23 protein-coding genes and 1 tRNA gene are annotated in these 23853 nt (G+C 66.1%); 8 read left to right on the forward strand and 16 right to left on the reverse strand.

Annotation, left to right across the window (positions count from 1 at the left end; translation table 11 throughout):
• The first annotated feature begins 7 nt into the window (after window positions 1–7).
• On the forward strand, window positions 8–1594 hold the full coding sequence (gene purH, locus AC6UUM_RS01645; RefSeq protein ID WP_500803614.1) for a bifunctional phosphoribosylaminoimidazolecarboxamide formyltransferase/IMP cyclohydrolase: 1587 nt from the start codon (window positions 8–10) through the stop codon (window positions 1592–1594).
• Between the two features lie 111 nt (window positions 1595–1705).
• Window positions 1706–2851, forward strand: a complete 1146-nt coding sequence (locus AC6UUM_RS01650) for a serine hydrolase domain-containing protein (RefSeq protein WP_500803615.1) — start codon at window positions 1706–1708, stop codon at window positions 2849–2851.
• Here the strand turns inward: AC6UUM_RS01650 and AC6UUM_RS01655 are convergent.
• The 11 genes from AC6UUM_RS01655 to AC6UUM_RS01705 all read right to left on the reverse strand — a co-directional run bounded on the left by AC6UUM_RS01655 (window position 2848) and on the right by AC6UUM_RS01705 (window position 12562).
• Window positions 2848–3297, reverse strand: coding sequence for a hypothetical protein (locus AC6UUM_RS01655; protein WP_500803616.1), 450 nt, complete (start codon window positions 3295–3297; stop codon window positions 2848–2850). The two genes, AC6UUM_RS01650 and AC6UUM_RS01655, sit on opposite strands and share 4 nt — an antisense overlap.
• The gene (gene hisD, locus AC6UUM_RS01660) at window positions 3294–4607 is read right to left on the reverse strand and encodes a histidinol dehydrogenase (RefSeq protein WP_500803617.1); all 1314 of its coding nucleotides are present in this window, start codon (window positions 4605–4607) and stop codon (window positions 3294–3296) included. The genes AC6UUM_RS01655 and hisD overlap by 4 nt, the downstream gene beginning before the upstream one ends.
• Entirely contained in the window at window positions 4591–5265 is a 675-nt protein-coding gene (gene hisG / locus AC6UUM_RS01665; protein ID WP_500803618.1) for an ATP phosphoribosyltransferase, read from the reverse strand. The genes hisD and hisG overlap by 17 nt, the downstream gene beginning before the upstream one ends.
• Window positions 5262–5465, reverse strand: a complete 204-nt coding sequence (locus tag AC6UUM_RS01670; protein WP_500803619.1) for a hypothetical protein — start codon at window positions 5463–5465, stop codon at window positions 5262–5264. Before AC6UUM_RS01670 ends, hisG begins: the two co-directional genes overlap by 4 nt.
• Window positions 5466–5521: 56 nt before the next feature.
• Window positions 5522–7468 carry an alpha/beta hydrolase family protein gene (locus AC6UUM_RS01675; RefSeq protein WP_500803620.1) on the reverse strand — a complete coding sequence of 649 codons (1947 nt, stop codon included), beginning with the start codon at window positions 7466–7468 and terminating at the stop codon, window positions 5522–5524.
• A 58-nt stretch (window positions 7469–7526) separates the two neighbouring features.
• Entirely contained in the window at window positions 7527–8465 is a 939-nt protein-coding gene (mmsB, locus tag AC6UUM_RS01680; protein WP_500803621.1) for a 3-hydroxyisobutyrate dehydrogenase, read from the reverse strand.
• A gap of 45 nt (window positions 8466–8510) precedes the next feature.
• On the reverse strand, window positions 8511–9284 hold the full coding sequence (locus tag AC6UUM_RS01685; protein WP_500803622.1) for an enoyl-CoA hydratase: 774 nt from the start codon (window positions 9282–9284) through the stop codon (window positions 8511–8513).
• Window positions 9281–9652, reverse strand: a complete 372-nt coding sequence (locus AC6UUM_RS01690) for a cupin domain-containing protein (protein WP_500803623.1) — start codon at window positions 9650–9652, stop codon at window positions 9281–9283. Before AC6UUM_RS01690 ends, AC6UUM_RS01685 begins: the two co-directional genes overlap by 4 nt.
• 4 nt (window positions 9653–9656) lie before the next feature.
• Window positions 9657–11156, reverse strand: a complete 1500-nt coding sequence (locus AC6UUM_RS01695) for a CoA-acylating methylmalonate-semialdehyde dehydrogenase (protein WP_500803624.1) — start codon at window positions 11154–11156, stop codon at window positions 9657–9659.
• 61 nt (window positions 11157–11217) lie between these two features.
• The gene (locus AC6UUM_RS01700; RefSeq protein WP_500803625.1) at window positions 11218–12165 is read right to left on the reverse strand and encodes a cation diffusion facilitator family transporter; all 948 of its coding nucleotides are present in this window, start codon (window positions 12163–12165) and stop codon (window positions 11218–11220) included.
• A gap of 322 nt (window positions 12166–12487) precedes the next feature.
• A tRNA-Gly gene (locus AC6UUM_RS01705) sits at window positions 12488–12562 on the reverse strand.
• A gap of 160 nt (window positions 12563–12722) precedes the next feature.
• Here AC6UUM_RS01705 and trxA point away from each other — a divergent pair.
• The 3 genes from trxA to AC6UUM_RS01720 are packed head-to-tail and all read left to right on the forward strand — an operon-like array spanning window position 12723 to window position 14489.
• Window positions 12723–13628, forward strand: a complete 906-nt coding sequence (trxA, locus tag AC6UUM_RS01710) for a thioredoxin (RefSeq protein ID WP_500803626.1) — start codon at window positions 12723–12725, stop codon at window positions 13626–13628.
• Window positions 13625–14296: an LON peptidase substrate-binding domain-containing protein gene (locus tag AC6UUM_RS01715; RefSeq protein WP_500803627.1), complete on the forward strand. Its 672-nt coding sequence runs from the start codon at window positions 13625–13627 to the stop codon at window positions 14294–14296. The genes trxA and AC6UUM_RS01715 overlap by 4 nt, the downstream gene beginning before the upstream one ends.
• A 1-nt stretch (window position 14297) precedes the next feature.
• Entirely contained in the window at window positions 14298–14489 is a 192-nt protein-coding gene (locus AC6UUM_RS01720; RefSeq protein WP_500803628.1) for a Trm112 family protein, read from the forward strand.
• A gap of 7 nt (window positions 14490–14496) precedes the next feature.
• Here the strand turns inward: AC6UUM_RS01720 and AC6UUM_RS01725 are convergent, their stop codons facing one another.
• The 4 genes from AC6UUM_RS01725 to AC6UUM_RS01740 are packed head-to-tail and all read right to left on the reverse strand — an operon-like array spanning window position 14497 to window position 18111.
• Window positions 14497–16278: a flavin-containing monooxygenase gene (locus tag AC6UUM_RS01725; protein WP_500803629.1), complete on the reverse strand. Its 1782-nt coding sequence runs from the start codon at window positions 16276–16278 to the stop codon at window positions 14497–14499.
• A 56-nt stretch (window positions 16279–16334) separates the two neighbouring features.
• Window positions 16335–16622, reverse strand: a complete 288-nt coding sequence (locus AC6UUM_RS01730; RefSeq protein ID WP_500803630.1) for a type II toxin-antitoxin system RelE/ParE family toxin — start codon at window positions 16620–16622, stop codon at window positions 16335–16337.
• Entirely contained in the window at window positions 16606–16857 is a 252-nt protein-coding gene (locus AC6UUM_RS01735) for a ribbon-helix-helix domain-containing protein (protein WP_500803631.1), read from the reverse strand. Before AC6UUM_RS01735 ends, AC6UUM_RS01730 begins: the two co-directional genes overlap by 17 nt.
• 27 nt (window positions 16858–16884) lie before the next feature.
• Window positions 16885–18111, reverse strand: a complete 1227-nt coding sequence (locus tag AC6UUM_RS01740) for an FAD-dependent monooxygenase (protein WP_500803632.1) — start codon at window positions 18109–18111, stop codon at window positions 16885–16887.
• A 190-nt stretch (window positions 18112–18301) separates the two neighbouring features.
• Here AC6UUM_RS01740 and AC6UUM_RS01745 point away from each other — a divergent pair, with 190 nt between their 5' ends.
• On the forward strand, window positions 18302–20608 hold the full coding sequence (locus tag AC6UUM_RS01745) for an FtsK/SpoIIIE family DNA translocase (RefSeq protein WP_500803633.1): 2307 nt from the start codon (window positions 18302–18304) through the stop codon (window positions 20606–20608).
• Window positions 20609–20617: 9 nt separating this feature from the next.
• Here AC6UUM_RS01745 and AC6UUM_RS01750 read toward each other — a convergent pair whose 3' ends face one another.
• Window positions 20618–21379, reverse strand: coding sequence for a sulfite exporter TauE/SafE family protein (locus AC6UUM_RS01750; RefSeq protein ID WP_500803634.1), 762 nt, complete (start codon window positions 21377–21379; stop codon window positions 20618–20620).
• A gap of 158 nt (window positions 21380–21537) precedes the next feature.
• Here AC6UUM_RS01750 and lptB point away from each other — a divergent pair, with 158 nt between their 5' ends.
• Together lptB and rpoN are read left to right on the forward strand one after the other, a co-directional pair.
• Window positions 21538–22317 (forward strand): LPS export ABC transporter ATP-binding protein, encoded by a 780-nt coding sequence (gene lptB, locus AC6UUM_RS01755; RefSeq protein WP_500803635.1) that lies wholly within the window; start codon window positions 21538–21540, stop codon window positions 22315–22317.
• Window positions 22318–22335: 18 nt separating this feature from the next.
• The gene (rpoN, locus tag AC6UUM_RS01760) at window positions 22336–23838 is read left to right on the forward strand and encodes an RNA polymerase factor sigma-54 (RefSeq protein WP_500803636.1); all 1503 of its coding nucleotides are present in this window, start codon (window positions 22336–22338) and stop codon (window positions 23836–23838) included.
• Window positions 23839–23853 lie beyond the last annotated feature (15 nt).

The following is a 23853-nucleotide window of genomic DNA, read 5'->3' on the forward strand; positions in this document are numbered from 1 at the left end:
TCCCCCCATGACCGATCTTGTCCCCATCCGCCGCGCCCTGCTTTCCGTATCCGACAAGACCGGGCTGGAGCCATTGGCTGCCGCGCTGGTGGCGCGCGGGGTTGAGCTGGTTTCGACCGGCGGCACCGCGGCGGCGTTGCGCGCGCTGGGGCATCATGTGCTCGATGTGGCGGAGCTGACCGGCAGCCCGGAAATGATGGACGGCCGCGTGAAAACGCTGCACCCGCGCGTGCACGGCGGCCTGCTGGCGCTGCGCGATGATCCGGCGCATGTCGCGGCGATGCAGGCGCACGGCATCGGCGCCATCGATCTGGCGGTGATCAATCTCTATCCCTTCGCTGCCACGGTGGCCAAGGGCGCACCCCGGGCGGACATCATCGAGAATATCGACATCGGCGGGCCGGCGATGGTGCGATCATCGGCGAAGAACCACGAATATGTCGCGATCCTGACCAGCCCCGATCAATATGACGACCTGATCGCCGCGCTGGACGCGCATGACGGCGCCACTCCGCTGGCGTTGCGCCGGAAATTGGCGGCCGCCGCCTTCGCGCACACCGCGGCCTATGATGCGGCAGTCGCCAGCTGGTTTGCCTTTGCCGACCAGGGCGAGCAATTCCCCGCCGTGCTGCCCATCGCGCTGACCCGCAAGGAGACGCTGCGTTATGGCGAAAACCCGCACCAGCAGGCCGCGCTTTATCTGCCGCAAACCGGCGCACGCGGGTTGGCCGCCGCCACGCAGCTGCAAGGCAAGGAACTGAGCTACAACAATCTGAACGATGCCGATGGCGCGCTCGATCTGATTGCCGAATGGCGTGGCAGCGGCCCGGCCTGCGCGATCATCAAGCACGCCAACCCCTGCGGCGTCGCCACCGGCGCCACCCTGGCCGAAGCCTATGGCAAGGCGTTTGATTGCGATCCGGTCTCGGCGTTCGGCGGGATCATCGCGGTCAACCAGCCGCTCGATGGCCCGACGGCGGAGGCGATCACCCAGATCTTCACCGAAGTGGTGATCGCGCCGGGCGCCGACGACGCCGCGCGGGCGGTGTTTGCCACAAAGAAGAATCTGCGCCTGCTGATCGCCGATCTGCCCGATCCGCGCCGGCCCGGCCTGATGTTGCGGCCCATTTCAGGCGGCATGCTGGTGCAGAGCCGCGACAATGGCGCGGTGGAGCGCGATGCCGTGCAGGTGGTGACCCGCCGCGCGCCGACCGAAGCCGAATGGGCCGATCTGCTGTTCGCCTGGACCGTGGCGCGCCATGTGAAATCCAACGCCATCGTCTATGCCAATGGTGGCGCGACGGCAGGCATCGGCGCTGGGCAGATGAGCCGGCTCGATTCGACCCGCATCGCCGCGCGCAAGGCCATCGATGCCGCCGAAACCGCCGGCTGGCCGCAGCCCCGCACCATCGGTTCGTGCGTGGCATCCGACGCCTTCTTCCCCTTCGCCGATGGCCTGATCGCCGCGGCGGATGCGGGCGCCACCGCCATCATCCAGCCGGGCGGATCGATCCGCGACAAGGATGTGATTGCCGCCGCCGACGAACGTGGGCTGGCGATGCTGTTCACCGGCATGCGCCACTTCCGGCATTGAGGACTCGCTTCCACTTGAGGATGCGAGCCAACGATTGACGTGCCCTCCCGCTTGCGGGAGGGGCCGGGGGTGGGCGTCCAGCCTAAGCTGTCGGCACAAGGGAGAAACCAAATGCGCGACCGCATCATCACTGCACTTGAAACCGCGCTCGCCGCCGGGAACATCCCCGGCGCGGTGGCCATGGTCGGCAATCGCGCCGGCACCATGGCCGAGGCCGCAGTCGGGCTGAAATCCCCCGGCGGCGCCGCGATGCCGATCGATGCCCAGTTCCAGATTGCCTCGATGACCAAGGCGATCACGTCGGTTGCCGCAATGCAGCTGGTCGAACGCGGCAAGCTGGCGCTGGATGCCCCGCTGGGGGCGTTGCTGCCCGATCTGGCACAAGCCCAGGTGCTGACCGGCTTTGGCGATGATGGCACCCCGCAATATCGGGTGCCCAAGCAGGCCGTCACGCTGCGCCACCTGCTCACCCACACCTCCGGCCTGGGTTATGAGTTCATGGCCGCCGAACTCGTCCGCTATCGCGCCGCGGTGCCGGCCGTGCCGTTCAGCCGCGCGGCGCTGGTCACGCCGTTGCTGGCCGATCCCGGCGAGGCCTGGCTCTATGGCGCCAGCACCGATTGGGTGGGGCTGGCGGTGGAGGCGGCATCGGGGCAATCACTGGCGTCGTGGTTCCAGGATCATGTCACCGGCCCGCTGGGCATGGCCGAAACCGGCTTCTTCGCGCCGCAAACCGTCGGCGAACGGCTGGTACCGCTGCAGGTCCGCAGCCCCGACGGCGCCCTGATGCCGCTGCCGATCAGCTTCAATGGCGGCGGCGAGTATGATTCCGGCGGTGGCGGCCTCACCAGTACGGCACAGGATTATATGCGCTTTGTGCGGATGCTGCTGAATGGCGGCAGCCTCGATGGCGAACAGATTCTGCTCCCCGAAACCGTCGCGGAAATGACCCGCAACCAGATCGGCGATCTTCGTGCCGGTGTGCTGGAAACGACCGTTCCCGGCATGTCGAGCACCATGGAATGGTTCCCCGAAATGACCGCCAAATGGGGCCTGGGCTTCCTGATCAACCCGGAAACCACCAGCGACGGCCGCACCGCCGGTTCCTGCGCCTGGGCCGGCATCGCCAACAGCTATTACTGGTTCGATCCGGTGCGCGACATTGCCGGCGTGCTGATGATGCAGTTCATGCCCTTTGGCGATCCCGCCGCGCTGGCCGCGCTGTCGGCGTTCGAGCGGGCGGTGTACGCGGACTAAATCAGCAGCACGATCGGCACCAAGGCGCCCGCCGCCAGCATGATCAGCGAAATCCGGCGCGTCGATTTGGTGCCGATCGCAATGGCCGCGCCCAGCAAGGTCGAAAGCGCCAGCGCCAGCCCCAGCGCCGCGGTGAAGATCTTCATCGGCAGGGCCTTGGCCGCCTTCGCCTTGCGCTCTGCCAGCTTGGCCGGGTCCACCGGCGGCTTCGGCTTGGCGGCTTCCGGCTTTTTCTCCGCCTCTGCTTCCGGCAGGCGTTGATCGATGTGGACACTGCCCATCGCCGCCATCCACGCCGGCGGCTCGGCGCCGTCCCAGCCGCTGGCCTGTTGCAGGCGGAAGGCCTGCAACCCGCCGGAGATGGCGAAGAACAGGATCGCGGGGGCAAAAAACACCGCAATATAAAGGTGAACCTGGCGGATGGTGCGCAGTGTCTTGGGTGTCATGGTCTCTCCAATCGCAGCCGGATCGATGCTGCATGCGCCGCCAGCCCTTCCACATCGGCAATCGCCGCGCCGGCCGGGCCGATCGCTGCCAGGCCGCGCGGGCCGCAATCCAGGAAGGTCGTGCGCTTCATGAAATCCGCCACGCTGAGGCCCGAAGCAAAGCGCGCGCGGCGCCCGGTGGGCAGCACATGGTTCGGCCCGGCGAGATAATCGCCCGCCGCCTCCGGCGTATGCCGCCCCAGGAACACCGATCCGGCGTGCCGCATCCGCGCAAACAGCCACTCAGGATCATCCACCATCAATTCCGCATGCTCCGGCGCCAGCGCATCCAACATCGGCAGCGCATCGGCCAATGCATCCACTACGATGATCGCGCCATAATCCCCCCACGACGCGCCCGCCACCGCCGCGGTGGGCAGGGTTTCCAGCTGCCGCGCCACCGCTGCTTCTACCGCATCGGCTTCGGTTGCGCTGGTGGTGATCAGGATCGATTGCGCCACCGGATCATGTTCGGCCTGTGCCAGCAGATCGGCGGCAATCCATTCGGGGTTGGATTTGCCGTCGGAGACGATCACCACTTCCGATGGCCCGGCCACCATGTCGATGCCGACAACGCCATAAAGCTGGCGCTTGGCCTCTGCCACAAAGGCATTGCCCGGCCCGGTGATCACATCAACCCGCGGGATATGCGCAGTGCCATGGGCCAGCGCCGCAATGGCCTGCGCGCCGCCGATGCGGAACACCCGCGACACGCCGGCCACCCGCGCCGCGGCCAGCACCAGCGGGTTGATCACGCCATCGGGATTTTCTGCGCTGCGCGGCGTCGGCGTCACCATCACCAGATCGCGCACGCCGGCCACCACGGCCGGAATGGCGTTCATCAACACGGACGACGGATAGGCGGCGCGCCCGCCCGGCACATAGAGGCCGGCGGCATCCACCGGCGTCCAGCGCACGCCCGTCCGCACTCCGGCGGCATCCACGGCATCATTGCCAACCGGTTTCTGGCGCTCATGGAAATCGCGGATGCGCGTCGCCGCCAGATCGAGCGCCGTGCGCAAATCCGGGGCCAGCCCGGCAAGCGCCGCATCAAGATCGCCCGCACCAAATTCCCAGCCGGCGGCATCCAGATCGACGCGGTCGAACTTCGCGGTCAGTTCCGCCACCGCCGTATCACCGCGCGCGCGCACATCGGCGATGATGCCGGCGACCACCGCGGAGACATCGGCGGCATCGTCACGCTTGGCATCGACCAGCGCGGCAAACGCCGCGGCAAAACCGGGCGCGCCCGCCTCAAGCCGCTGCGGCATCGCCAGTCCTTGGGGTTGTCTCGGTCAGCGCGCGCATGGCATCGATTATGGGGACAATGCGCGGATCGGTCTTGAAGGCGGCGCGGTTGGCGATCAGCCGGCTGGTGACGGCGGCGATCACTTCCACTTCCTTCAGGCCGTTTTCCGCCAGCGTCTTGCCGGTGGAGACCAGATCGACGATGCGGCTCGACAGGCCGACCAGCGGCGCCAGCTCCATCGCGCCGTTCAGCTTGATCACTTCGGCCTGGATGCCGCGCGCTGCGAAATGCCGCCGCGTGAGACCGGGATATTTGGTTGCCACCCGCACATGGGACAGGCGCGACAGATCGGGATCGAGATCGGCCGGCTGCGCCACCGAAAGCCGGCAATGGCCGATGCCCAGATCGACCGGGGCGTAAATTTCCGAAAAATCAAACTCCATCAGCACATCATTGCCGGCGATGCCCAATTGCGCCGCGCCGAACGCCACGAAGGTCGCCACATCGAAACTGCGCACCCGGATCACCTGCACATCACCGCGGGAGGTGGCAAAGGTCAGCTTGCGGCTGTTGTCATCATGAAAATCGGCTTCCGGCACGATGCCGATGCGGGCGAGCAGCGGCAGCGCCTCCTTGAGGATACGGCCCTTGGGAAGAGCGAAAGTGAGCGGCGCTGTCATGATGCGGCGCGGTTTAGCGCGGGCGCCGGCAAAACGCCACAGCGCGGGCGCCGCATGCCGGCCGCCAAGGTGAATCCATCGGTGAGAAAGAGCATCCGGATCGCGGCAACCGCTGTCCGGTTTTGACGGTTTGGACGAATCCGGTGGGTTTCAGCGTTGAAATCGTTGGGTGAAAGCGAAAAAGCCGGCGTCAAAACCACCAGACAGCGCCATCATGCCAGCATCGCTGCATGTAGGACAGGCCGAGCGCCGCCTGTCAGGGTGCCGGATCGGGCGGGTTGTGCTTCTCCAGGAACGCCACCTGCGCTTCCAGCATGGCGATGCGGGTGGCGGGGCGGGACAGCCAATGGTCTTCGCTCGCCAGTTCCAGCCACTCCACCGGCTTGCCGGCTTTCTTCATCGCGTCGAGCATCAGCTTGCTCTGCGCGATCGGCACGACCGTGTCGTCCTTGCCATGGATCAATTGCAGCGGCACCGTCACCCGGTCTGCAAGGCGAGCGGGGGAAAAAGCGTCGATGCTGGTGTCGTTGGCGTCCTTGGCGCCCATGAAGCGTTCCACATAACGCATCAGCGCATTGCGGCTGCCGCCGGATCTGCGTGCTTCATAGGCCAGCAAGCCGCGCAGATCGGACACCCCGGCCACGGCAGAAGCACAGCGATAGACGCCGGGATCGAGCGTGACACCGGCCATCGCCGCATAACCGCCATAGGACGCACCGGCGATGCACACACGTTTGGGATCGGCAATGCCCTTGGCCACCAGATCGCGCACGCCATCCGACAGATCGGTCTGCATCTTGCGGCCCCACTGGCCATAACCCACAGTGCGGTGCGCATCGCCAAAGCCGGTCGAGCCGCGGAACTGCGGTTGCAGCACGGCATAGCCCCGGCTCGCCAGCGCCTGCGCCCACCAGTTGAAGCCAGGATCATCGCGTGATTCAGGACCGCCATGGGGCAGCACGACCAGCGGCAGATTCTTCGCAGTCCTGCCGCGCGGCAGGGTGAGGTAGGCCGGAATTTCCAGCCCATCGGCGGCCTTGTAGCGGTGCGTGGTCACCGGGCCGAGAAGTTCCGGGCCGATGCCGGCATAGCGATCGGCCATATATTCCACTGCACCCTTGTTGCGATCCACGCGGAACAACGACACGCCGTTGGTCGGGCCGGTGACTTCGACAATGATCGTCTTGCGGTCATCGCTCCAGCTTTCCAGCTGCACCTGCTCGCCGGGAAAGGCCTTCACGATGCCGCGCCACAACGCCTGATCGGCGGGCGCAAAGAACGTGTAATCGGTGCGATCCAGTTTCACATCGATGCTTCCGATCGCCGTTTTGGTGCGGCGGTCGATCAGCACCTTATCGCCATCATAGGCACTGGTCGGGCCGGAGATGGTGCCATCGGCGACCTTCACTTCATAATCCTGCCATTCGCCGCTCTTGCGGCTGGTCAGCACCATGGTGCCCGCATCCCGGCCGAAGCTGGTGATGCCGGGTTGATCGAGCAGCGCCGTTTCGCTGTAGATCTTGCGGAAACCGTCCTTGCCGTTCAGCAGCAGGCGCCATTCGCCAGAACGGTCACCATAATCGCCCCGCGCCACCGCCTTGCCATCGGGGCCAATGACGAAACCGCGCGTTTCGGGCGTGCCGGATTCGATGATCGTGCCGCCCACCCGGCCCAGCCTGACTTCGGCCAGGGCCAACACACCGGTGGTGGACGGAAAATGCACGATCGGCACCACCAGCATGGGTTGGCCATCGCGAATGACCGGCCGCGGCGCCCCCGCTGCAACATTCATGGCTTTGGGGATGTCGCCCAAAAGCGGTCGCCAATTCTTGCCTTTGGCCAGATCGAGCGCGAGCAGCATTAACCATTCGCGCTTTGGCCCCTGCAGCCCGATCACATCGGTCGTGGTGGAAATGGTGGTGACCACATGATCATTGCCCACCCAAGTGACATCGCGAACCTTGGCCTTTTCCGCCGGCGTGACCGACAGCAGCTTGTTATCCGCAAGGCTGCGCACCTGGACCTGGGCGGATTTATCGTCCCCCATCACCGCGGCCCATTTGGTGCCATCGGGCGACAATTCGATGGTACCGAAGGTGGGCAACTGGCCAAAAAGGCTGATCGGCGGCGGCGCCGCCAATGCGCTGGATGCCAGCAGCGCGATCGACACTGCGCACAGAATCACATTTGGCAACGTGGCCATGGTTTGCCTCCCGGAATGTGACCCTGAGGCCCCAATCAAGCCGGGGTGGCGGCCCCTGTCAACCGCGCAGCAGGCGGATGATGCCGGAAAAATCGTCGCTGCCGAACCCGTTGTTGACGAGCAGTTGGTAGAGGCTTTCCGCCTGCCCGCCCATCGGCGTGGACGCACCGGCGGTAGCGGCGGCCTGCGCCGCCAGCTTCAGATCCTTCAGCATCAAGGCCGCAGCAAAGCCGCCGGCATAGTCGCGGTTGGCAGGGGACGTGGGCACCGGGCCGGGCACCGGGCAGTAACTGGTCATGGACCAGCTTTGCCCGCTGGCCTTGCTGCTGATGTCGAAGAAGGTTTGTGCTTCCAGGCCCAATTTCTCCGCAAGCACAAAGGCTTCGGCGGTGGCGATCATGGTGGCGCCCAGGATCATGTTGTTGCAGATCTTCGCCGCCTGCCCCATGCCCGCCCCGCCGGCGTGGATCACCGCCTTGCCCATTTTTTCCAGGACTGGCCGCGCCGCCGCGAACGCCGCTTGTGGCCCGCCGACCATGAAGGTGAGCGTGCCGGCATCGGCCGCCGCAGTGCCGCCCGAAACCGGCGCATCGACCATGGCGAGCCCGCGGGCTGCCGCTGCCTCGCCCAGCGAGCGCGCCGTTTCCACATCGATGGTGGAACAATCGATCAGCACCGCATCGGCACGCGCGGCGGCGAACAGCGTGGTTTCATAGGCGGCGCGAACATGCGTGCCGGCGGGCAGCATGGTGACGATCACATCGGCCCCCTCCGCCGCGGCGGCGGCGCTGACGGCGGCGCTGGCCCCGCCCGTCGTCACCCGCGCCAGCGCATCGGCGGACAGATCAAAGGCGCGCACATCATGCCCGGCCTTGACCAGATTGAGCGCCATGCCGCCGCCCATGTTGCCGACGCCGATGAATGCGATGCTGCTCATTGCGTTGTCCTTCTTTCGTCGCCCCGGGCTTGAGCCGGGGCCCCGCTCTCTTGGCGTCATGTGAAAACAAGCGGGGCCCCGGATCAAGTCCGGGGCGACGAGGTATCAGGTGCCCGTGAAATTCCCCGGCCGCTTCTCCACGAACGCCGCCATGCCTTCCTTCTGATCGGCGCTGCCGAACAGGCTGTGGAACAGCCGGCGTTCGAAGCGCACGCCTTCCTTCAGGCTCATCTCGAACGCCGCGTCGATTTCTTCCTTCACGGCGATGCTGGCGAGCGGCGCCATGGCGGCGATGGTGGCGGCAAGCTTCAGTGCTTCATCGAGCAGGGTTTCGGTGGGCACGACGCGCGCCACCAGGCCGGCGCGTTCGGCCTCGGCCGCGTCCATCATGCGGCCAGTCAGGCACATTTCCATGGCCTTGGCCTTGCCGATGGCGCGCACCAACCGCTGCGATCCGCCCATGCCGGGGGTGACGCCCAGCTTGATTTCCGGCTGGCCGAATTTGGCGTTTTCGCCCGCAATGATGATATCGGCCATCATCGCCAGTTCGCAGCCGCCGCCAAGCGCAAAGCCGGAGACCGCCGCGATCCACGGCTTGCGGGTGGCGGTGACATGATCATAGCCGGCAAAGAAATTGCCGCCGTACATTTGCGCGAAGCTCTGCCCGCTCATTTCCTTGATGTCGGCGCCGGCGGCAAAGGCCTTCTCGCTGCCGGTGATCACCAGGCAGCGCTGCGATGCATCGGCATCATAGGCCGCAAACGCCGCGATCAGATCGGCCAGCACCTGGCTGTTCAGCGCGTTCAGCGCCTGTGGGCGGTTGAGGCGGACGAGGGTGACCGCGCCATTCTGTTCGATCAGGAGAGTTTCAAAGCTCATTTGTCGTCCTTCGCCGCCGCGTAATCGGCCGCTCCCAGAAAATGGATGGAGACATAGGGTTCGTCCCCCACCACCCAGCTGTCATGGCCGGGGGGCACATAGAAAATGTCCCCGGCGCGCATTTCGATGATGGGGCCATCATCCATGGCGGCGGTGGCGCAGCCGGAAATCACCATGCCGACATGTTCGACATGGCAGGAGGTGGCCCCCATCGCGGCGCCGACATCAGCGGTCCACCGCCAGCCGGGCTGATAGGTGGCGCGGCCGATGGTCATGCCGCCCAGCCGGACGATTTCGAAGCGGCCCTTGGCGAATTCACGCACTTCATCGGGCGATTCGAAGCGCTTGAGAATGACATCCATATCCATCGCTTCACCCCATCGTTGGAATGACGAACGCGCTGCCGGCATCGCCCACCCCGCCATCCGGCCAGCGCCCCGTCACCGTCTTGCGCTTGGTCCAGAATTGCACGCCTTCCATGCCGTGTTGGCCGATGTCGCCAAAGGCGCTGCGCTTCCAGCCGCCGAAGCTGTGATAGGCGACCGGCACCGGGATCGGCACGTTCACGCCGACCATGCCGACATTCACCCGCGCCGCAAATTCGCGCGCGGCGTGGCCGTTGCGGGTGAAGATGGCGACGCCGTTGCCATATTGATGCTGGCTGGGCAGCGCGAGCGCCGCTTCGAAATCGGCGGCGCGCACGATCTGCAGGACGGGCCCGAAGATTTCCTCGCGATAGCTTTGCATCGCGGGCGTGACATGATCGAACAGCGTCGGCCCGACGAAGAAGCCGCCTTCATGGCCCTGCAAGGTGAAGCCGCGGCCATCGACCACCAGCTCGGCGCCTTCATCGACGCCCATCTGGATATAATTTTCGATTCTGGCCTTGTGCGCAGCGGTCACCACCGGGCCATAATCGGCCTCCGGATCGGTGCTGGTGCCGATGCGCAATTTGGCGATCGCCGGCAGCAACTTGGCGCGCAGCGCGTCTGCCGTATCCTCGCCCACCGGCACCACCACCGGCAGCGCCATGCAGCGTTCGCCGGCGCTGCCGAACGCTGCGCCGGCCAGATCGCGCACAACCTGATCGAGATCGGCATCGGGCATCACCACCGCGTGATTCTTGGCGCCGCCCATCGCCTGCACCCGCTTGCCGCGCGCGCAGCCCTGAGCATGGATATATTCCGCCACATCCGATGAGCCGACGAAGCTGATCGCGGCGATATCCGGGTGGGCGATGATGGCGTCCACCATTTCCTTGTCGCCATTCACCACGCTGAAAATGCCCTCCGGAAGCCCGGCGCGGCGGAACAGATCGCCGAGCATGTGCGGCAGCGTGGGATCGCGTTCCGACGGCTTCAGGATGAAGGCATTGCCGGTGACGATGGCGACGCCGGCCATCCACATCGGGATCATCGCCGGGAAATTGAATGGGGTGATGCCCGCCCCGATGCCCACCGGTTGGCGAAAGGCCATGATGTCGATGCCGGGGCCGGCGCCGTGGCTGTATTCGCCCTTCATCACGTGCGGGATGCCGCAGCAGAATTCGATCACCTCCAGCCCGCGCTGGATATCGCCCTTCGAATCGGCGAGCACCTTGCCATGTTCGCTGCTCAGCACACGGGCCAGCTCGTCGATCTCCGCCTCCACCAGGGCCTTGAACGCAAACATCACGCGGGCGCGGCGCTGCGGGTTGGTGGCAGCCCAGGCGGGTTGCGCGGCGCGCGCCGCGGCGACGGCCTGTTCGAGCAGGTCGGCGCCGGCCAGCCGCACCTGCGCCTGCACATTGCCGTTGTTGGGATCATACACCGGGCTGGTGCGGCTGCCGTGGCTGACCGTGCGGCCGGCGATATGGTGATCGATGATGCGCATGGCCGTGCTTTACGCCGCAGCGCGCACGCCCGCCACCCACAGATGCATCAGTGCCAAAGCCTTAATGCAAGCAACCGTCCGGCACCGCCTGGCGGCAATGTTCGGCGCCGGTTTCCACCTGCAACGTCGCATGGCCGATATCGAAGCGGTGGTGCAGCGCATGGGCAATATTGGCCAAGGCCTCGTCGCCGGGATGGCCGCCCGGCATCACCAGATGCGCGGTCAGCACGGCGCCTGTGGTGCCCTGCGGCCAGATATGCAGATCATGCACCGCCGCCACACCGTTCAGCCCGCGCAGCCAATCCTGCACCGCCTGCGGATTGATGCCCGGCGGCACGGCATCCAGCGCCAGCGCCAGCGATTCCTTCAACAGGCCCCAGGTGCCGCGCAGGATCACCGCTGCCACCGCCAGCCCGAGCAGCGGATCGACAAAGCGCCACCCCGTCTCGCGGATCACCAAGCCCCCAATCACCACGGCCGCCGACACGCCGGCATCGGCAAGCATATGCAGATAAGCGCCGCGGATGTTCACATCGCCCTTCCGGCCCCGCATGAACAGCAAGGCCGTGCCGCTGTTCACCAGGATGCCGATGCCGGCGACGATCATCACCACATCGCCCGACACCGGCAGCGGATCGATCAGGCGATGGATGGATTCAAACGCGATGCCGCCACACGCCGCCACCAGGATCAACGCATTGGCCAGCGCCGCCAGGATGGGCGAGCGCGTCAGGCCCCAGGTGAAGCGCGGGCTGGGCGCCCGCCGCGCCAGCGCCAGCCCGCCCCAGGCGATCAGCAGCCCGGCGACATCGGAGAGATTGTGGCCGGCGTCTGCCAGCAACGCCATGGATTCATACCAAAGTCCGGCGGTGGCCTCGATGGCGACATAGGCCAGGTTGAGCGCCACGCCGATGGCAAAGGCGCGACCGAAATCCGCCGGCGCGTGGGCATGGCCATGCCCGTGGTGGTCATGGCCGCCCAGCGGGTGGCTGTGGGCGTGGCTGTGCATGGGGGTGGTTGTAGGGGTGGGGTGGGGGCGAGTCGAGGGGGGGATCCGCTGATCCTCCCCCGCAAGGGGAGGTGGCGAGCGCAGCGAGACGGAGGGGTGGCGCGTTTGCCACTGCGGCTGCGCTTTGGGGCAACGGCCGGCGGCAGAGCCGCCGAGTCCGTTTGGATTTTTGAAGGGAGAAAGAACGTAAGTGCGTGGCGGAGCCACGCCGTCAGACGAGTCAAAAAAGGCGGCCTGTTGGGGCCGCCCTTTTTTGCTCGCTGTCCGGTCTTGGCCGAGTCTGAAACCAACGCTCCGCGTTGCTTTCGAGCCGGCCTGCGACTGGAGCGGGCGAAGGGATTCGAACCCTCGACTTCAACCTTGGCAAGGTTGCGCTCTACCCCTGAGCTACGCCCGCTCATCCGTCGATGAGAGCGGCGCGTCTAGCGCGGGCGGGTTAGGGGTGCAAGACTCTTTTTTCCAAGCCGCATAACGATGCCTGTGCGCAACCGCCGTCTTGGCAAACCCCCTCCTCGCGCCCCATATGGCGGGAACGCGCAATTACCGGAGCAGCAGTCTTGGCCAGCATTCCCAACCCGGTCGCCGAAAAGGCCAGCATCGAGGCGTTCCGCCGCGATGTCATCGATGCGTCGAGAACCGCGCTGGTGCTGGTGGATTTCTGGGCGGAATGGTGCGGGCCGTGCAAGACGCTGGGGCCGGCGCTGGAGCGGCTGGTTGCGGCGCGGGCGCCCAAGGTCAAGCTGGTCAAGATCGATGTCGACAAGAATCAGGCGCTGGCCGCGCAGTTCCGCATCCAATCCATCCCCACCGTCTATGCCTTTCTGGAAGGCCGCCCGGTCGATGGTTTCCAGGGCGCGCTGCCCGAACGGGAACTGGCGCAGTTCATCGATCGCCTGCTCGCCGGCGTGCCGGCCGATGCCGAGGAAACCGCACTGGAAGAACAGATTGCCCAGCTGGTCGCCGCCGCCGAAGAGGCGACCGCCGCCGGCGCCCACGACGATGCCGCCGCCATGCTGGCCGCACTGGTGCAGGAATTGCCGGATCGCCACGATCTGATCGGCCGTTATGCGCTGGCGCTGCTGGCCGGCAGCAAGGTGGAGGCTGCGGCCGCGGCACTGGCCGTGGTGCCGGCTGACGTGAAGGATGAAATCGTGGCACGCGCCCGCGCCGCGCTGGCGCTGGCCGCCGCTGCACCGGAATCGGACGAACTGGCCGATCTGGTGGCACAGGTGGACAGCGACCCCGGCAATCACGCGGCGCGATTCGATCTGGCCAGTGCGCTGGCCGCGCGCGGTGATCGCGATGCCGCCGCGACGCATCTGCTGTCCATCATCAAGGCCGATCGCGGCTGGAACGACGGCGCCGCGCGCACCAAGTTGCTGACCATGTTCGAAGCCGCTGGCCTCGCCGATCCGTGGAGCATCAAGACCCGCGCCGCCTTGCGCTCGATCTGGTTCGCATGAGCGCCAGCGAGGCCCTTGATCCGCTGCCGGCCGCCGTGCCGGTCTTCCCCCTCACCGGCGCCGTGCTGTTCCCGCGCGGCGTGCTGCCGCTCAACATCTTCGAGCCGCGCTATCTGGCGATGGTGCGCGATGCCATGGCCGCCAACGGCGCTGCCAACCGGGTGATCGGCATCATCCAGCCGCGCGAATCCGACAATAATCCGCCGCCGCTTTATCAGGTCGGCTGCCTGGGGCGGATCAGCGATTATCGCGAGACCGACGATGGCCGCATCCTGATTGCGCTGGTCGGCACCAGCCGCTTCCGGGTGGGGGCGGAGCTGGAGCGTGACACGCTCTATCGCCAGGTGATGACCGATTATCACAGCTTTGCCGAAGATCGCGACGAAGCCGAGTCGCTGGATGCGGCGACACGATCAGCGGTGGAGGACGCGCTGCGCCCCTATCTCGACGCGCGCGGGCTGGCGGCGGATTGGGACGCGGTGCAATCGGCGGATGATGAAGCGTTGATCACGACCTTGGCCAGCGTGCTGCCGTTCGAGCCGGCGGAGAAACAGGCGCTGCTGGAAACCATCACCCTGCCCGAACGCGCGCAGACGTTGGCGGCGCTGATGAGCTTTGCCAGCGGTCCCAGCCCGGGTTTTGGCGCCGGCCCCGGCCGCCTGCAATAACATGTCCGGCGCTGCGCTCGATCCCCGCCTGCTGGGCATATTGGTCTGCCCGCTCACCCGCCAGCCGCTGCGGTATGACCGCGACGCGCAGGAATTGATCAACGATACGGCCGGGTTGGCCTATCCGATCCGCGACGGCGTGCCGATCCTGCTGGTGGATGAAGCGCGGGAGTTTTTGCCGAATACGGGGTGACGTGCTCTCATCCGAACACCAACCCCTTGAAGTCGCCGCGCGTCCGCCACCCGTCCATATACCGGAAAAACGCATTCGGCCCCGCCGGATAGCCCACGGCATATTTGGCGCGCGGGTCCATGGGCTGGCCTTCATTGTTGTAATAGCCCGGCGTGCAATCCGGGTTGTTGATCATCATGCCGGGGCCGGAGAGCAGCAAATTGACCCAATCTTCCTGGGCCTTGGGCTCGGGCTCCACGGTCTTCAGGCCGGCATCGGTGATGTGGCGGACGATGGCGGCGATGGAGGTGCCGGTTTCCATCCAGTTGTGCGGCACGTTGATGATGAAATTGGCAGCCTGCGCGAACTGCACCAGAAACAGATTGGGGAAGCCGGTGCTGTTCAGCCCGTGCAACGTGCGCATGCCGTCGCTCCAGGCTTCGGACAATTTCTGGCCGTCGCGACCGACGGGATCAAAGCCGGCGCGTTCCTCGGTAGGGGTGCCGACTTCGAAACCGGTGCTGTGGATGATGCAATCGACCGCGTAATGCCGCCCGTTCACCCACAGACCGGATTCGTCGATGCGTTCGACGCCCTGGCCATCGGTATCGACCAAGGTGACGCCGGGCCGGTTGAACGCTTGCAGATAGGCATCGTGGAAGCACGGCCGCTTGCACAATTGCCGATACCAGGCCTGCAATTTCTCGGCGGTGGCGCGATCTTCGACTACACTGACGGCGCGTTCGCGGATTTCGGTCATCTTCTCGTGATCGGCCATTTCCCAGGCGGCGGCCATCTTGTCGGGCGTCCAGTCGCTGGGCGGCAGCGCCATGATGCGCGACCGGATGCGCTTTGACAGGTCGGTCCAGCCATCGCGCACCCAATCTTCGCTGGCGCCGCCCATGCCGACATTGCCGGCGAAATTTTCCAGCCAGCGCGTCTGCCAGCCCGGCGTCGCGATGGATTTGAACCAGTCAGGATCAATGGGTTCGTTGGCGCGCACATCCACCGATGAGGGCGTGCGCTGCACCACGAACAGCGCCTGCGCATCGCGCGCCAGATGCGGCACGCACTGCACGGCGGTGGCGCCCGTGCCGATAATGGCGACGCGCTTGTTCGCGAGTTTGTCCATTGGTGCACCCTCGGCCGAACCGCCGGTGTAGCCATAATCCCAGCGGCTGGTATGGAATTGATGGCCCTTGAACGTCTCGATGCCTGCAATGCCGGGCAGCTTCGGCACGTTCAGTGGCCCGGTGCCGATGCCGACGAAATCGGCGGTGAAGCGATCGCCGCGTGTCGTTTCGATCACCCAGACGAGCGCGTCCTCATCCCAGACACAGCTGGTCACTTCGGTGTGGAACAGCGCCTTGTCATACAGGTTGAAGGTGCGGGCGATGGCCTTGGCCTGGCCCTGGATTTCGGGGGCATGGGCGTATTTTTCGGTCGGGATATGCCCGGTTTCCTCGAGCAGCGGCATGTAGATAATCGATGCAGTATCGCACTGCGCGCCGGGATAGCGGTTCCAGTACCAGGTGCCGCCGACATCGCCGCCAGCCTCGATGATGCGGAAATCCGTGATGCCCGCCTGCGCCAGCCGCGCCCCGGTGCACAGCCCGGCAAAACCGCCGCCGACCATGGCAAAGCGGACATGATCGGTTACCGGCGCGCGCTCGACCCGCGGCGTGTAGGGATCGGTGCGCAGCTGCGGGAAATGCGTGGCCAGCCGCACATATTGGGCATTGCCCTCGGGCCGCAGGCGCTTGTCGCGTTCGGCACGATATTTTTCGAGGAGAGCGTCACGATCGATCATGATGGCGACAATGGCGGGCGAGGGCGCGAGCGGCAACGCTGGATATTGTCAGGCGGTTACAGATGCCGCGATGGGTCCATGCGCTGGTGCAGCACACGCACAATTCGCACAATGTCGCCATCGATCCAGTAGAAAATCACGTGGCTGCCACACCCTTTGCGGCGCAATCCCCGCCGGCCAAAGCCGGGTCCAACGTTCGGGAAATCAAGCAACAAATGCATGGCGGCCAACAATTCATCCGCATAGCGAACGGCTTGAGCCTCGCCATGCACTTGACGTCCATAATCCTCAATTGCCTCAAGATCAGCAACTGCCCGGCGGGCGAAGTTAAGTCGCGTTGGCATATCGGGACCGCAGATGGGCGCGAAGCTCGTCCACGGTCATTTCCACAAACCCGCTGGCGAAACCTTCCTCGATGGCCTCATCAAACGCCTTCTGCTTGGCGGCCTGTTCAGCTTCACGGGCAACAAGATCAGCCACCAGGGCTTCGCGCGTTTCGGCATGACCAGCTGCCACCAGCGCATCCAGGCCAGCGATGGTCGCTTCGGGCAGTTCGATGGTTTTCAGCACGGTCGCCATGGCCGGTTTATGCCACAGGCTTGCGCATCAAACCAGTTCGCCCTTCAGCAGCGCCGGCAGCTTGCCGGTTTCGCCGCGGGCCTGGTTCATGAAGAAGCGCTTCAGCGGTGGCAGGCGTTCCACCGCCGACAGGCCGATGCGCCGTACCCGGCTGGGCACCGCGCCGGGCAGCGCAAACAGCCGGTTCAGCCCGTCGGTGACGGCGCAGACCAGGCTGTTGTCGAACCGCCGCCACGCCGACACCTGCGCCAGCACATCCGGGCTGCCGAGATCGAGGCCGCTGCGCGCCGCGTTGGTGAGCACTTCGGCCGCCGCCGCCACATCGCGGAAGCCCATGTTGAGGCCCTGGCCGGCGATCGGGTGGATGCCGTGCGCGCTGTCGCCGAGCAGCAGCAGGCGATTGTCAGTGTAGCGCGCGGCGTGGTGATAGCCGAGCGGCCACACCGCCTGCGGGGCGATCACCTCGATGTCGCCCAGCGTGCCATCGCAGCGCGCGGCGATTTCGGCGGCGAGTTGCTTTGGCCCCAGTTTCTTCGCAGCGGCCATGTGCCTGGCGTCCACCGTCCACACGATGGCGGTGCGCGGCCGGCCATCTTCGCTATCGACCATCGGCAGCAGGGCCAGCGGGCCTTGCGGGTAGAACAGCTCGCAGGCGACATTGCCGTGCGGCACGCTGTGGGTGACCATGCTGATCAACGCCGCGTGCGGATAATGGAATTGCGCAATCGGAATGCCGGCGGCTTCGCGCGTGGCCGAACGCCGGCCGTCACAGGCCACCACCAGCGCGGCGCGATACACCCGGCCATCGCTGAGCGTGAGCGTTGCAGCATGATCGTCGCGCACCAGACTGGCCACCGTCACCGGCGCCAGCAGGGTCACTTCGGAACAGGTTCGCACCGCATTCAGCAGCCCGCTGCGCAGATGGCGGTTTTCCACCATCGTGCCGAGCGGATCATTGGCTTCGCCGGCATCGAAATGCAGAAATTGCGGGTGCGCCGCATCGGTGACGCGGATTTCGCGGATCGCGCAGCCATGGGTATCGAGAATTTCGCCCAGCCCCAGCGCGCGCAGCATCCGGCCCGAAGCGCTGGCCACGGCACTGGCGCGCCCATCGAAGGCCGCAGTGGTGGTGGTATCGAGATCAGCCGAATCCACCACGATGCTGGTCACCTCGTGACGCGCCAGCGCCAGCGCCAGAGTCGATCCAACAAGCCCGCCACCAATGATGATGACATCTGCGTCCATGGTCTGCATGACTTGGGTCTAACCCAGACAGGCGATTCCCCCAAGCGAGACATGATGTCATAAGGGGCCAGCGCTTGACCGGCCGGACGGGCTGATTCATGCTCCGCAGTGACCAAAGGGTGAACGCTCGCCGAGCTTTCACAGCAATGAAGGCTGAACCGCGATGGCCACACGGGCACATACTGCCACAGCATCGACCATGTCGGGCTGGCTGCTGCGCGTCCGGGTGGGCACCGTGCTGCTGCTCCGGCAGCTGGGGCGTATCCTGGCCGGGCTGGCGCTGGGCGCTGTGGGTGCGGCGCTGGCGGCGGCCTTGCTGACTTATTCGCCGCGCGATCCGTCGTTCAACACCGCCACCGCGCTGCTGCCCGGCAATGCCCTGGGCGTGCCCGGTGCGCATGTCGCCGATCTGCTGCTGCATCTGCTCGGCTGGCCGGTGCTGTTGCTGGTGCCGGCGCTGTTGCTGGCCGGGTGGCGGGTCGCCTTCAATCTGCCGCTGCCGGCGTTGCGCATGGCGGGCGCCACGCTGGCCGGCGTGGCGGCGCTGTCGGGTGCGGCCGGCGGCTTTGATCTGCCCGATCTGGGCGCTCCGGCCGGCGCCGGCGGCTTGCTGGGCCTGGCACTGATGGCCTTGGCCAGCACGGTGGAGGCCATTCCCGAACTCGCCGACGTGCCGGCCGGTGCCGTGCTGGCAATCCTGCTGGCGCCGGCCGGCCTGGTATTGATCGCGATCGGCACCGCGATCGGCCGCGACAGCGTTTCAGCGGCCGTCGCCAGCATCCGGGCGCTGCGGCAACCGGCCGAAGCCGAATCGCCGACCTTGCCGATTCCGGCCGCGCCGCGCCGGGCGCGCCCGGCCGAAACCAGTCTGCCGTTGCCGCTGGACGCCGAATCCGGCCCGGTGGTGGTGGAGCGCGGTGCTGCCCCCAGTGCCGGCCGCCGCGTCCGCCGCGACACCCAGGCCTCGCTCGATCTGGGCGATGCCGCCGTGCTGCCCGGCCTCGATCTGCTGAGCCCGCCGCCCACGGCCCCCCGGGCGCGCATCGATGCCGCCGCGCTGGAACAAAATGCCCGGCTGCTGGAAGGCGTGCTGGAGGATTTCGGGGTGCGCGGCCGCATCGGTGAGGTCCGACCCGGCCCGGTGGTGACCATGTACGAACTGGAACCGGCGCCGGGCATCAAGGCCAGCCGGGTGATCGGGCTGGCCGATGATATCGCCCGATCGATGTCGGCGCTGTCGGCGCGCGTCGCCGTGGTGCCGGGCCGCAATGTGATCGGCATCGAACTGCCCAACCAGACGCGCGAGATCGTTTCGCTTTCGGAACTGTTGGGCAGTGCCGCCTTTGATGGCCGCGGCATGGGCCTGCCGTTGGTGCTGGGCAAGGATATTGCCGGCGATCCAGTGGTCGCCGATCTGGCGCCGATGCCGCATCTGTTGATCGCCGGCACCACCGGTTCGGGCAAATCGGTGGGCCTGAACGCGATGATCCTGTCGTTGCTGTTCCGCATGACCCCTGCGCAGTGCCGGTTGATCATGATCGATCCCAAGATGCTGGAACTCAAGATGTACGACGGCATTCCGCATCTGTTGGCACCGGTGGTGACCGAGCCCGGCAAGGCGGTGCGCGCGCTGAAATGGGCGGTCGAGCAGATGGAGGACCGCTATCGCAAGATGAGCGAGCTGAATGTGCGCAGCCTGGCCAGTTTCAACCAGAAGGTGAAGGAAGCCCGCACCGCCGGCAAACCGTTCGTCCGCCGTGTCCAGACCGGGTGGGACCCGGAAACCGAATTGCCGATCATCGAGGAAGAAGTGCTGGAATTCGAGACCATGCCGCTGGTGGTGGTCGTGGTGGACGAACTGGCCGATCTGATGATCACCGCCGGCAAGGAGGTGGAAGTGCTGATCCAGCGGCTGGCACAAAAGGCGCGCGCGGCCGGCATCCACCTGATCGTCGCCACGCAGCGGCCGTCGGTGGATGTGATCACCGGCGTCATCAAGGCCAATCTGCCGACCCGCATCAGTTTCCAGGTCACCAGCAAGATCGATTCGCGCACCATTTTGGGCGAACCGGGCGCCGAGCAGCTGCTGGGCAAGGGCGACATGCTGTGGATGCAGGGCGGCCGGCTGGTGCGCGTGCATGGGCCGTTCGTGTCGGATGAGGAAGTGGAAGCCGTCGCCGATTTCTGGCGCGCCCAGGGCGAGCCGGACTATGTCGAATCGGTGACCGAAGAACCGGCCGACATGGATGGCCAGCTCGATCTGTCCGGCGCAGGGCTGAGCGGCGGCGGCCGCGGCGACGAGGAAGCCGATGTCTATGCCAAGGCCGTCGATGTGGTCGCCAAGGCGCAGAAAGCCAGCACCAGCTTCATCCAGCGCCACTTGCGCATCGGGTACAACAATGCCGCCCGCCTGATCGAGCGCATGGAGCAGGACGGCTTTGTCAGCCGGCCGGACCATGTCGGCCGCCGCGAGGTGCTGGTGGATGAATATGGCAACCGGCGGTGAGCCTTGTCGTCAGCCCCTGACGAACAACCCCACCGTCAGCGCCACGCCGATGACGATCACCGCCAGCTTCAGCGTCTTTTCCGGCACCACTGCCAGCAGGCGCGCGCCGGCATAGCCGCCGGCCATCGCACCGATGCCCACCACCAGCGCATGGGCCCAGGCGACATTGCCGGTCAACGCGAACAGGATCGCCGCCGTGGTGTTGGACAAGGACACCAGCACATTCTTGGTGCCGCCAGCGTTGCGCACGGCCAGGCCGGCGATGGTGAGGCTGGCCAGGGTCAGGATGCCGGCACCGCCGCCGAAAAAGCCGCTGTACACCGCGATGGTGGATTGGCTGAGCACGGTCACCCAGGCCGGCGGCGGCGGGCGATCCGCCGCCTTCTTCGGCCCGAAGCTGCCCCAAGCGAATACGGCCGTGGCCAGCAGCACGAGCCACGGCACCAGGGCCGCAAAGACGCGGGTGGGCGTGGCGTTGAGCAACAGTGCGCCGGCCACGCCGCCGGCCAGCGCGATGATGGCCAGCGCGCGGAACGACAGCCGCTCCGCCCCGGCCACCAGCGTGCGGCCTGCCAGGCCTGTGGTGATCTGCCCCGGAAACAGCGCCATGGTGGAGGTGATATTGGCCAGTTTCGGATCCAGCCCGGCAGCAATCAGCGCCGGCAGGGTGATGAAGCTGCCGCCGCCGGCCAGCGCGTTCTGCGCGCCGGCCCATAGACCGGCCAGCAGCAGCAAGCCGATCATGGCGGGTTCGGGAAGCGCGTCGAGCATGGGCCCCCTTCGCCCGCGCACCGCGGCTTGGCAAGCCTGCGCCCGGCTGGCTTCGTGGTGCGTATCTGCCGGTGCTTTGTCTTGGCGAGGGCAAGATTTCAGGCTAGCGTCACGTTGCATGCAATTGTTGGGCCAATTGCAAAGGGATTGATTCGCAGATGGTTCAGACCGAAGTGAGGGAACGCGGCACCCAGGCCGGGCAAAGCGGCGAAGTGGTGCGCGGCCTGTCGGTGGACGGCATCGGCAAGCGTTATGACAATCGCGTCGTGCTGCGCGATGTGTCCTTGTCGGTGCGGCGCGGCGAGGTGGTCGGCCTGCTCGGCCCCAATGGCGCCGGCAAGACCACTTGTTTCTATTCGATCATGGGCCTGGCCATGCCCGATTCCGGGCGCATCCTGCTCGATGGCCACGACATCACCGGCCTGCCGATGTATCGCCGCGCCGCGCTCGGCCTCGGCTATCTGCCGCAGGAAACTTCGATCTTTCGCGGCATGACCGTTGAACAGAATATCATGGCAGTGCTGGAAGTGTCGGAGCCCGATGCCAGGGCGCGCGCGGCCCGATTGGAACAATTGCTGGACGAATTCAACATCACCCGGCTGCGCAGTGCCCCGGCGATGGCGCTTTCGGGTGGAGAGCGGCGCCGGGTGGAGATCGCGCGTGCGCTGGCCGCCAACCCGTCGATCATGCTGCTCGATGAGCCATTTGCCGGCATCGATCCCATCTCCATCGCCGATATCCGCGCGCTGGTGGTGCAATTGCGCGCCCGCGACATCGGCGTGCTGATCACCGATCACAATGTGCGCGAAACGCTGGAAATCGTGAACCGCGCCTGCATCATCTATGATGGCCGCGTCTTGTTCGAAGGCACGCCCGAAGCGCTGGTGGCCGATGAAACCGTGCGCCGTGTCTATCTGGGTGAGGATTTCACCCTGTGACGGCCGTTGCCGCCTGACATGGGGCTGGGGCCACGCCTTGAGCTGAGGCAGTCGCAACAACTGGTGATGACACCCCAGTTGCAGCTGGCGATCAAGTTGCTGACGCTGACCAATGTCGAGCTGGAAGGCTGGATCGGCGAGGAAATGGAGCGCAACCCGCTGCTGGCCAGCGGCGATGCGGCCGAACCCGGCGAGTCTGGCCCCAGCGGAGTCGATGCCAGCCCGGAACCGCTGCCGGTATCGGAGCATAGCAGCAACACCGGCCTGGAAAGCCTGCTGCAGAATGGCGCCGCCGGCGGCGATGCGCCGCTGGAGGCCGATTACAGCAGCGAACGGTTCCACCATGATTGCGCATCCGATCAGCCCGCCGATTGGGGCGAACGGGCCAACCAGGGCGCCGGCGGCGACGAAGACGGCTTCGATTTCGATCAGGTTGCCGGCAGTGAGGCGACACTGGCCGAAGTGCTGGAGCGCCAGGCCGTGGGCCAGTTCAACGGCATCGATCTCGCCATCGCGCGCTTCGTCATCGATGGGCTCGATGAATGCGGCTATCTGGGTGAAACCGTGGACGATATTGCCGAAAGGCTTGGCACCAGCCCGGCCCATGTCGAGCAGGTGCTGGCCCGCGTGCAGATGTTCGATCCGGTCGGCGTGGCGGCGCGCACGCTTTCGGAATGCTTGATCGCGCAGGCCCGCGCCGTCGATCGCTGCGACCCGGCGATGCTCCAGCTGCTGCGCAATCTCGATCTGGTGGCGCGCGGCGACATGGCCGGCCTGGTGCGCAAATGCGGAGTGGATCGCGAGGATATCGTCGAGATGATCCGCGAGCTGAAAGGCTATGATCCCAAGCCAGGCCTGCGTTATGGCGGCGAGGCGGCGACGGCGGTGGTGCCCGATGTGTTCGTGATGCGCGGCGCCGATGGCGGCTGGCAGGTGACGCTCAACCAGGCGACACTGCCGCGGCTGATCATCGATCGCCAATATCAATCCGAACTGGCCGCCGGCGCCGATCGCGCCACGAACAGCTTCGTGAACGAATGCGTGGCCAGCGCCAATTGGCTGTTGAAGGCGCTGGATCAGCGCGCCCGCACCATCGTGCGGGTCGCCGCCGAGATCGTCCGTCTGCAACAGGGGTTTTTCGAACAAGGCGTCAGCCAATTGAAGCCGCTGACCCTGCGCCAGGTCGCCGATCTGATCGAAATGCACGAATCGACCGTCAGCCGGGTGACCAGCCACAAATATCTGCTGTGCGAACGCGGCCTGTTCGAGCTGAAGTATTTCTTCACCTCCGGCGTCGGCTCCGGCGATGGCGAAACCGCCTCGGCCCTGGCCGTGAAGGACCGCATCGCCCGGCTGATCGCGGCCGAAGGCGAGGACGTGCTGTCGGACGACAAGTTGGTCGAGGTGTTGCAGGGCGAAGGCTTTGACATCGCCCGGCGCACCGTGGCCAAATATCGCGAGGCGCTGGGGCTGGGATCATCGGTGCAGCGCCGGCGGGCGCGGGCGTTGACGGCGGCGTAAGGCCCGCCCCTATTC

Source organism: Sandarakinorhabdus sp. (assembly GCF_987265915.1).

Coding starts and splice junctions, on each gene's coding strand:
- AC6UUM_RS01650 (WP_500803615.1), top strand. CDS start 1,706: ATGCGCGACCGCATCATCACTGCACTTGAAACCGCGCTCGCCGCCGGG.
- AC6UUM_RS01720 (WP_500803628.1), top strand. CDS start 14,298: ATGTCCGGCGCTGCGCTCGATCCCCGCCTGCTGGGCATATTGGTCTGC.
- hisG (WP_500803618.1), bottom strand. CDS start 5,265: ATGACAGCGCCGCTCACTTTCGCTCTTCCCAAGGGCCGTATCCTCAAG.
- AC6UUM_RS01685 (WP_500803622.1), bottom strand. CDS start 9,284: ATGAGCTTTGAAACTCTCCTGATCGAACAGAATGGCGCGGTCACCCTC.
- AC6UUM_RS01700 (WP_500803625.1), bottom strand. CDS start 12,165: ATGCACAGCCACGCCCACAGCCACCCGCTGGGCGGCCATGACCACCAC.
- AC6UUM_RS01750 (WP_500803634.1), bottom strand. CDS start 21,379: ATGCTCGACGCGCTTCCCGAACCCGCCATGATCGGCTTGCTGCTGCTG.
- AC6UUM_RS01655 (WP_500803616.1), bottom strand. CDS start 3,297: ATGACACCCAAGACACTGCGCACCATCCGCCAGGTTCACCTTTATATT.
- hisD (WP_500803617.1), bottom strand. CDS start 4,607: ATGCCGCAGCGGCTTGAGGCGGGCGCGCCCGGTTTTGCCGCGGCGTTT.
- AC6UUM_RS01695 (WP_500803624.1), bottom strand. CDS start 11,156: ATGCGCATCATCGATCACCATATCGCCGGCCGCACGGTCAGCCACGGC.
- lptB (WP_500803635.1), top strand. CDS start 21,538: ATGGTTCAGACCGAAGTGAGGGAACGCGGCACCCAGGCCGGGCAAAGC.
- mmsB (WP_500803621.1), bottom strand. CDS start 8,465: ATGACGCCAAGAGAGCGGGGCCCCGGCTCAAGCCCGGGGCGACGAAAG.
- AC6UUM_RS01740 (WP_500803632.1), bottom strand. CDS start 18,111: ATGCAGACCATGGACGCAGATGTCATCATCATTGGTGGCGGGCTTGTT.
- AC6UUM_RS01745 (WP_500803633.1), top strand. CDS start 18,302: ATGTCGGGCTGGCTGCTGCGCGTCCGGGTGGGCACCGTGCTGCTGCTC.
- AC6UUM_RS01675 (WP_500803620.1), bottom strand. CDS start 7,468: ATGGCCACGTTGCCAAATGTGATTCTGTGCGCAGTGTCGATCGCGCTG.
- AC6UUM_RS01690 (WP_500803623.1), bottom strand. CDS start 9,652: ATGGATATGGATGTCATTCTCAAGCGCTTCGAATCGCCCGATGAAGTG.
- purH (WP_500803614.1), top strand. CDS start 8: ATGACCGATCTTGTCCCCATCCGCCGCGCCCTGCTTTCCGTATCCGAC.
- AC6UUM_RS01735 (WP_500803631.1), bottom strand. CDS start 16,857: ATGGCGACCGTGCTGAAAACCATCGAACTGCCCGAAGCGACCATCGCT.
- AC6UUM_RS01725 (WP_500803629.1), bottom strand. CDS start 16,278: ATGATCGATCGTGACGCTCTCCTCGAAAAATATCGTGCCGAACGCGAC.
- AC6UUM_RS01715 (WP_500803627.1), top strand. CDS start 13,625: ATGAGCGCCAGCGAGGCCCTTGATCCGCTGCCGGCCGCCGTGCCGGTC.
- AC6UUM_RS01730 (WP_500803630.1), bottom strand. CDS start 16,622: ATGCCAACGCGACTTAACTTCGCCCGCCGGGCAGTTGCTGATCTTGAG.
- rpoN (WP_500803636.1), top strand. CDS start 22,336: ATGGGGCTGGGGCCACGCCTTGAGCTGAGGCAGTCGCAACAACTGGTG.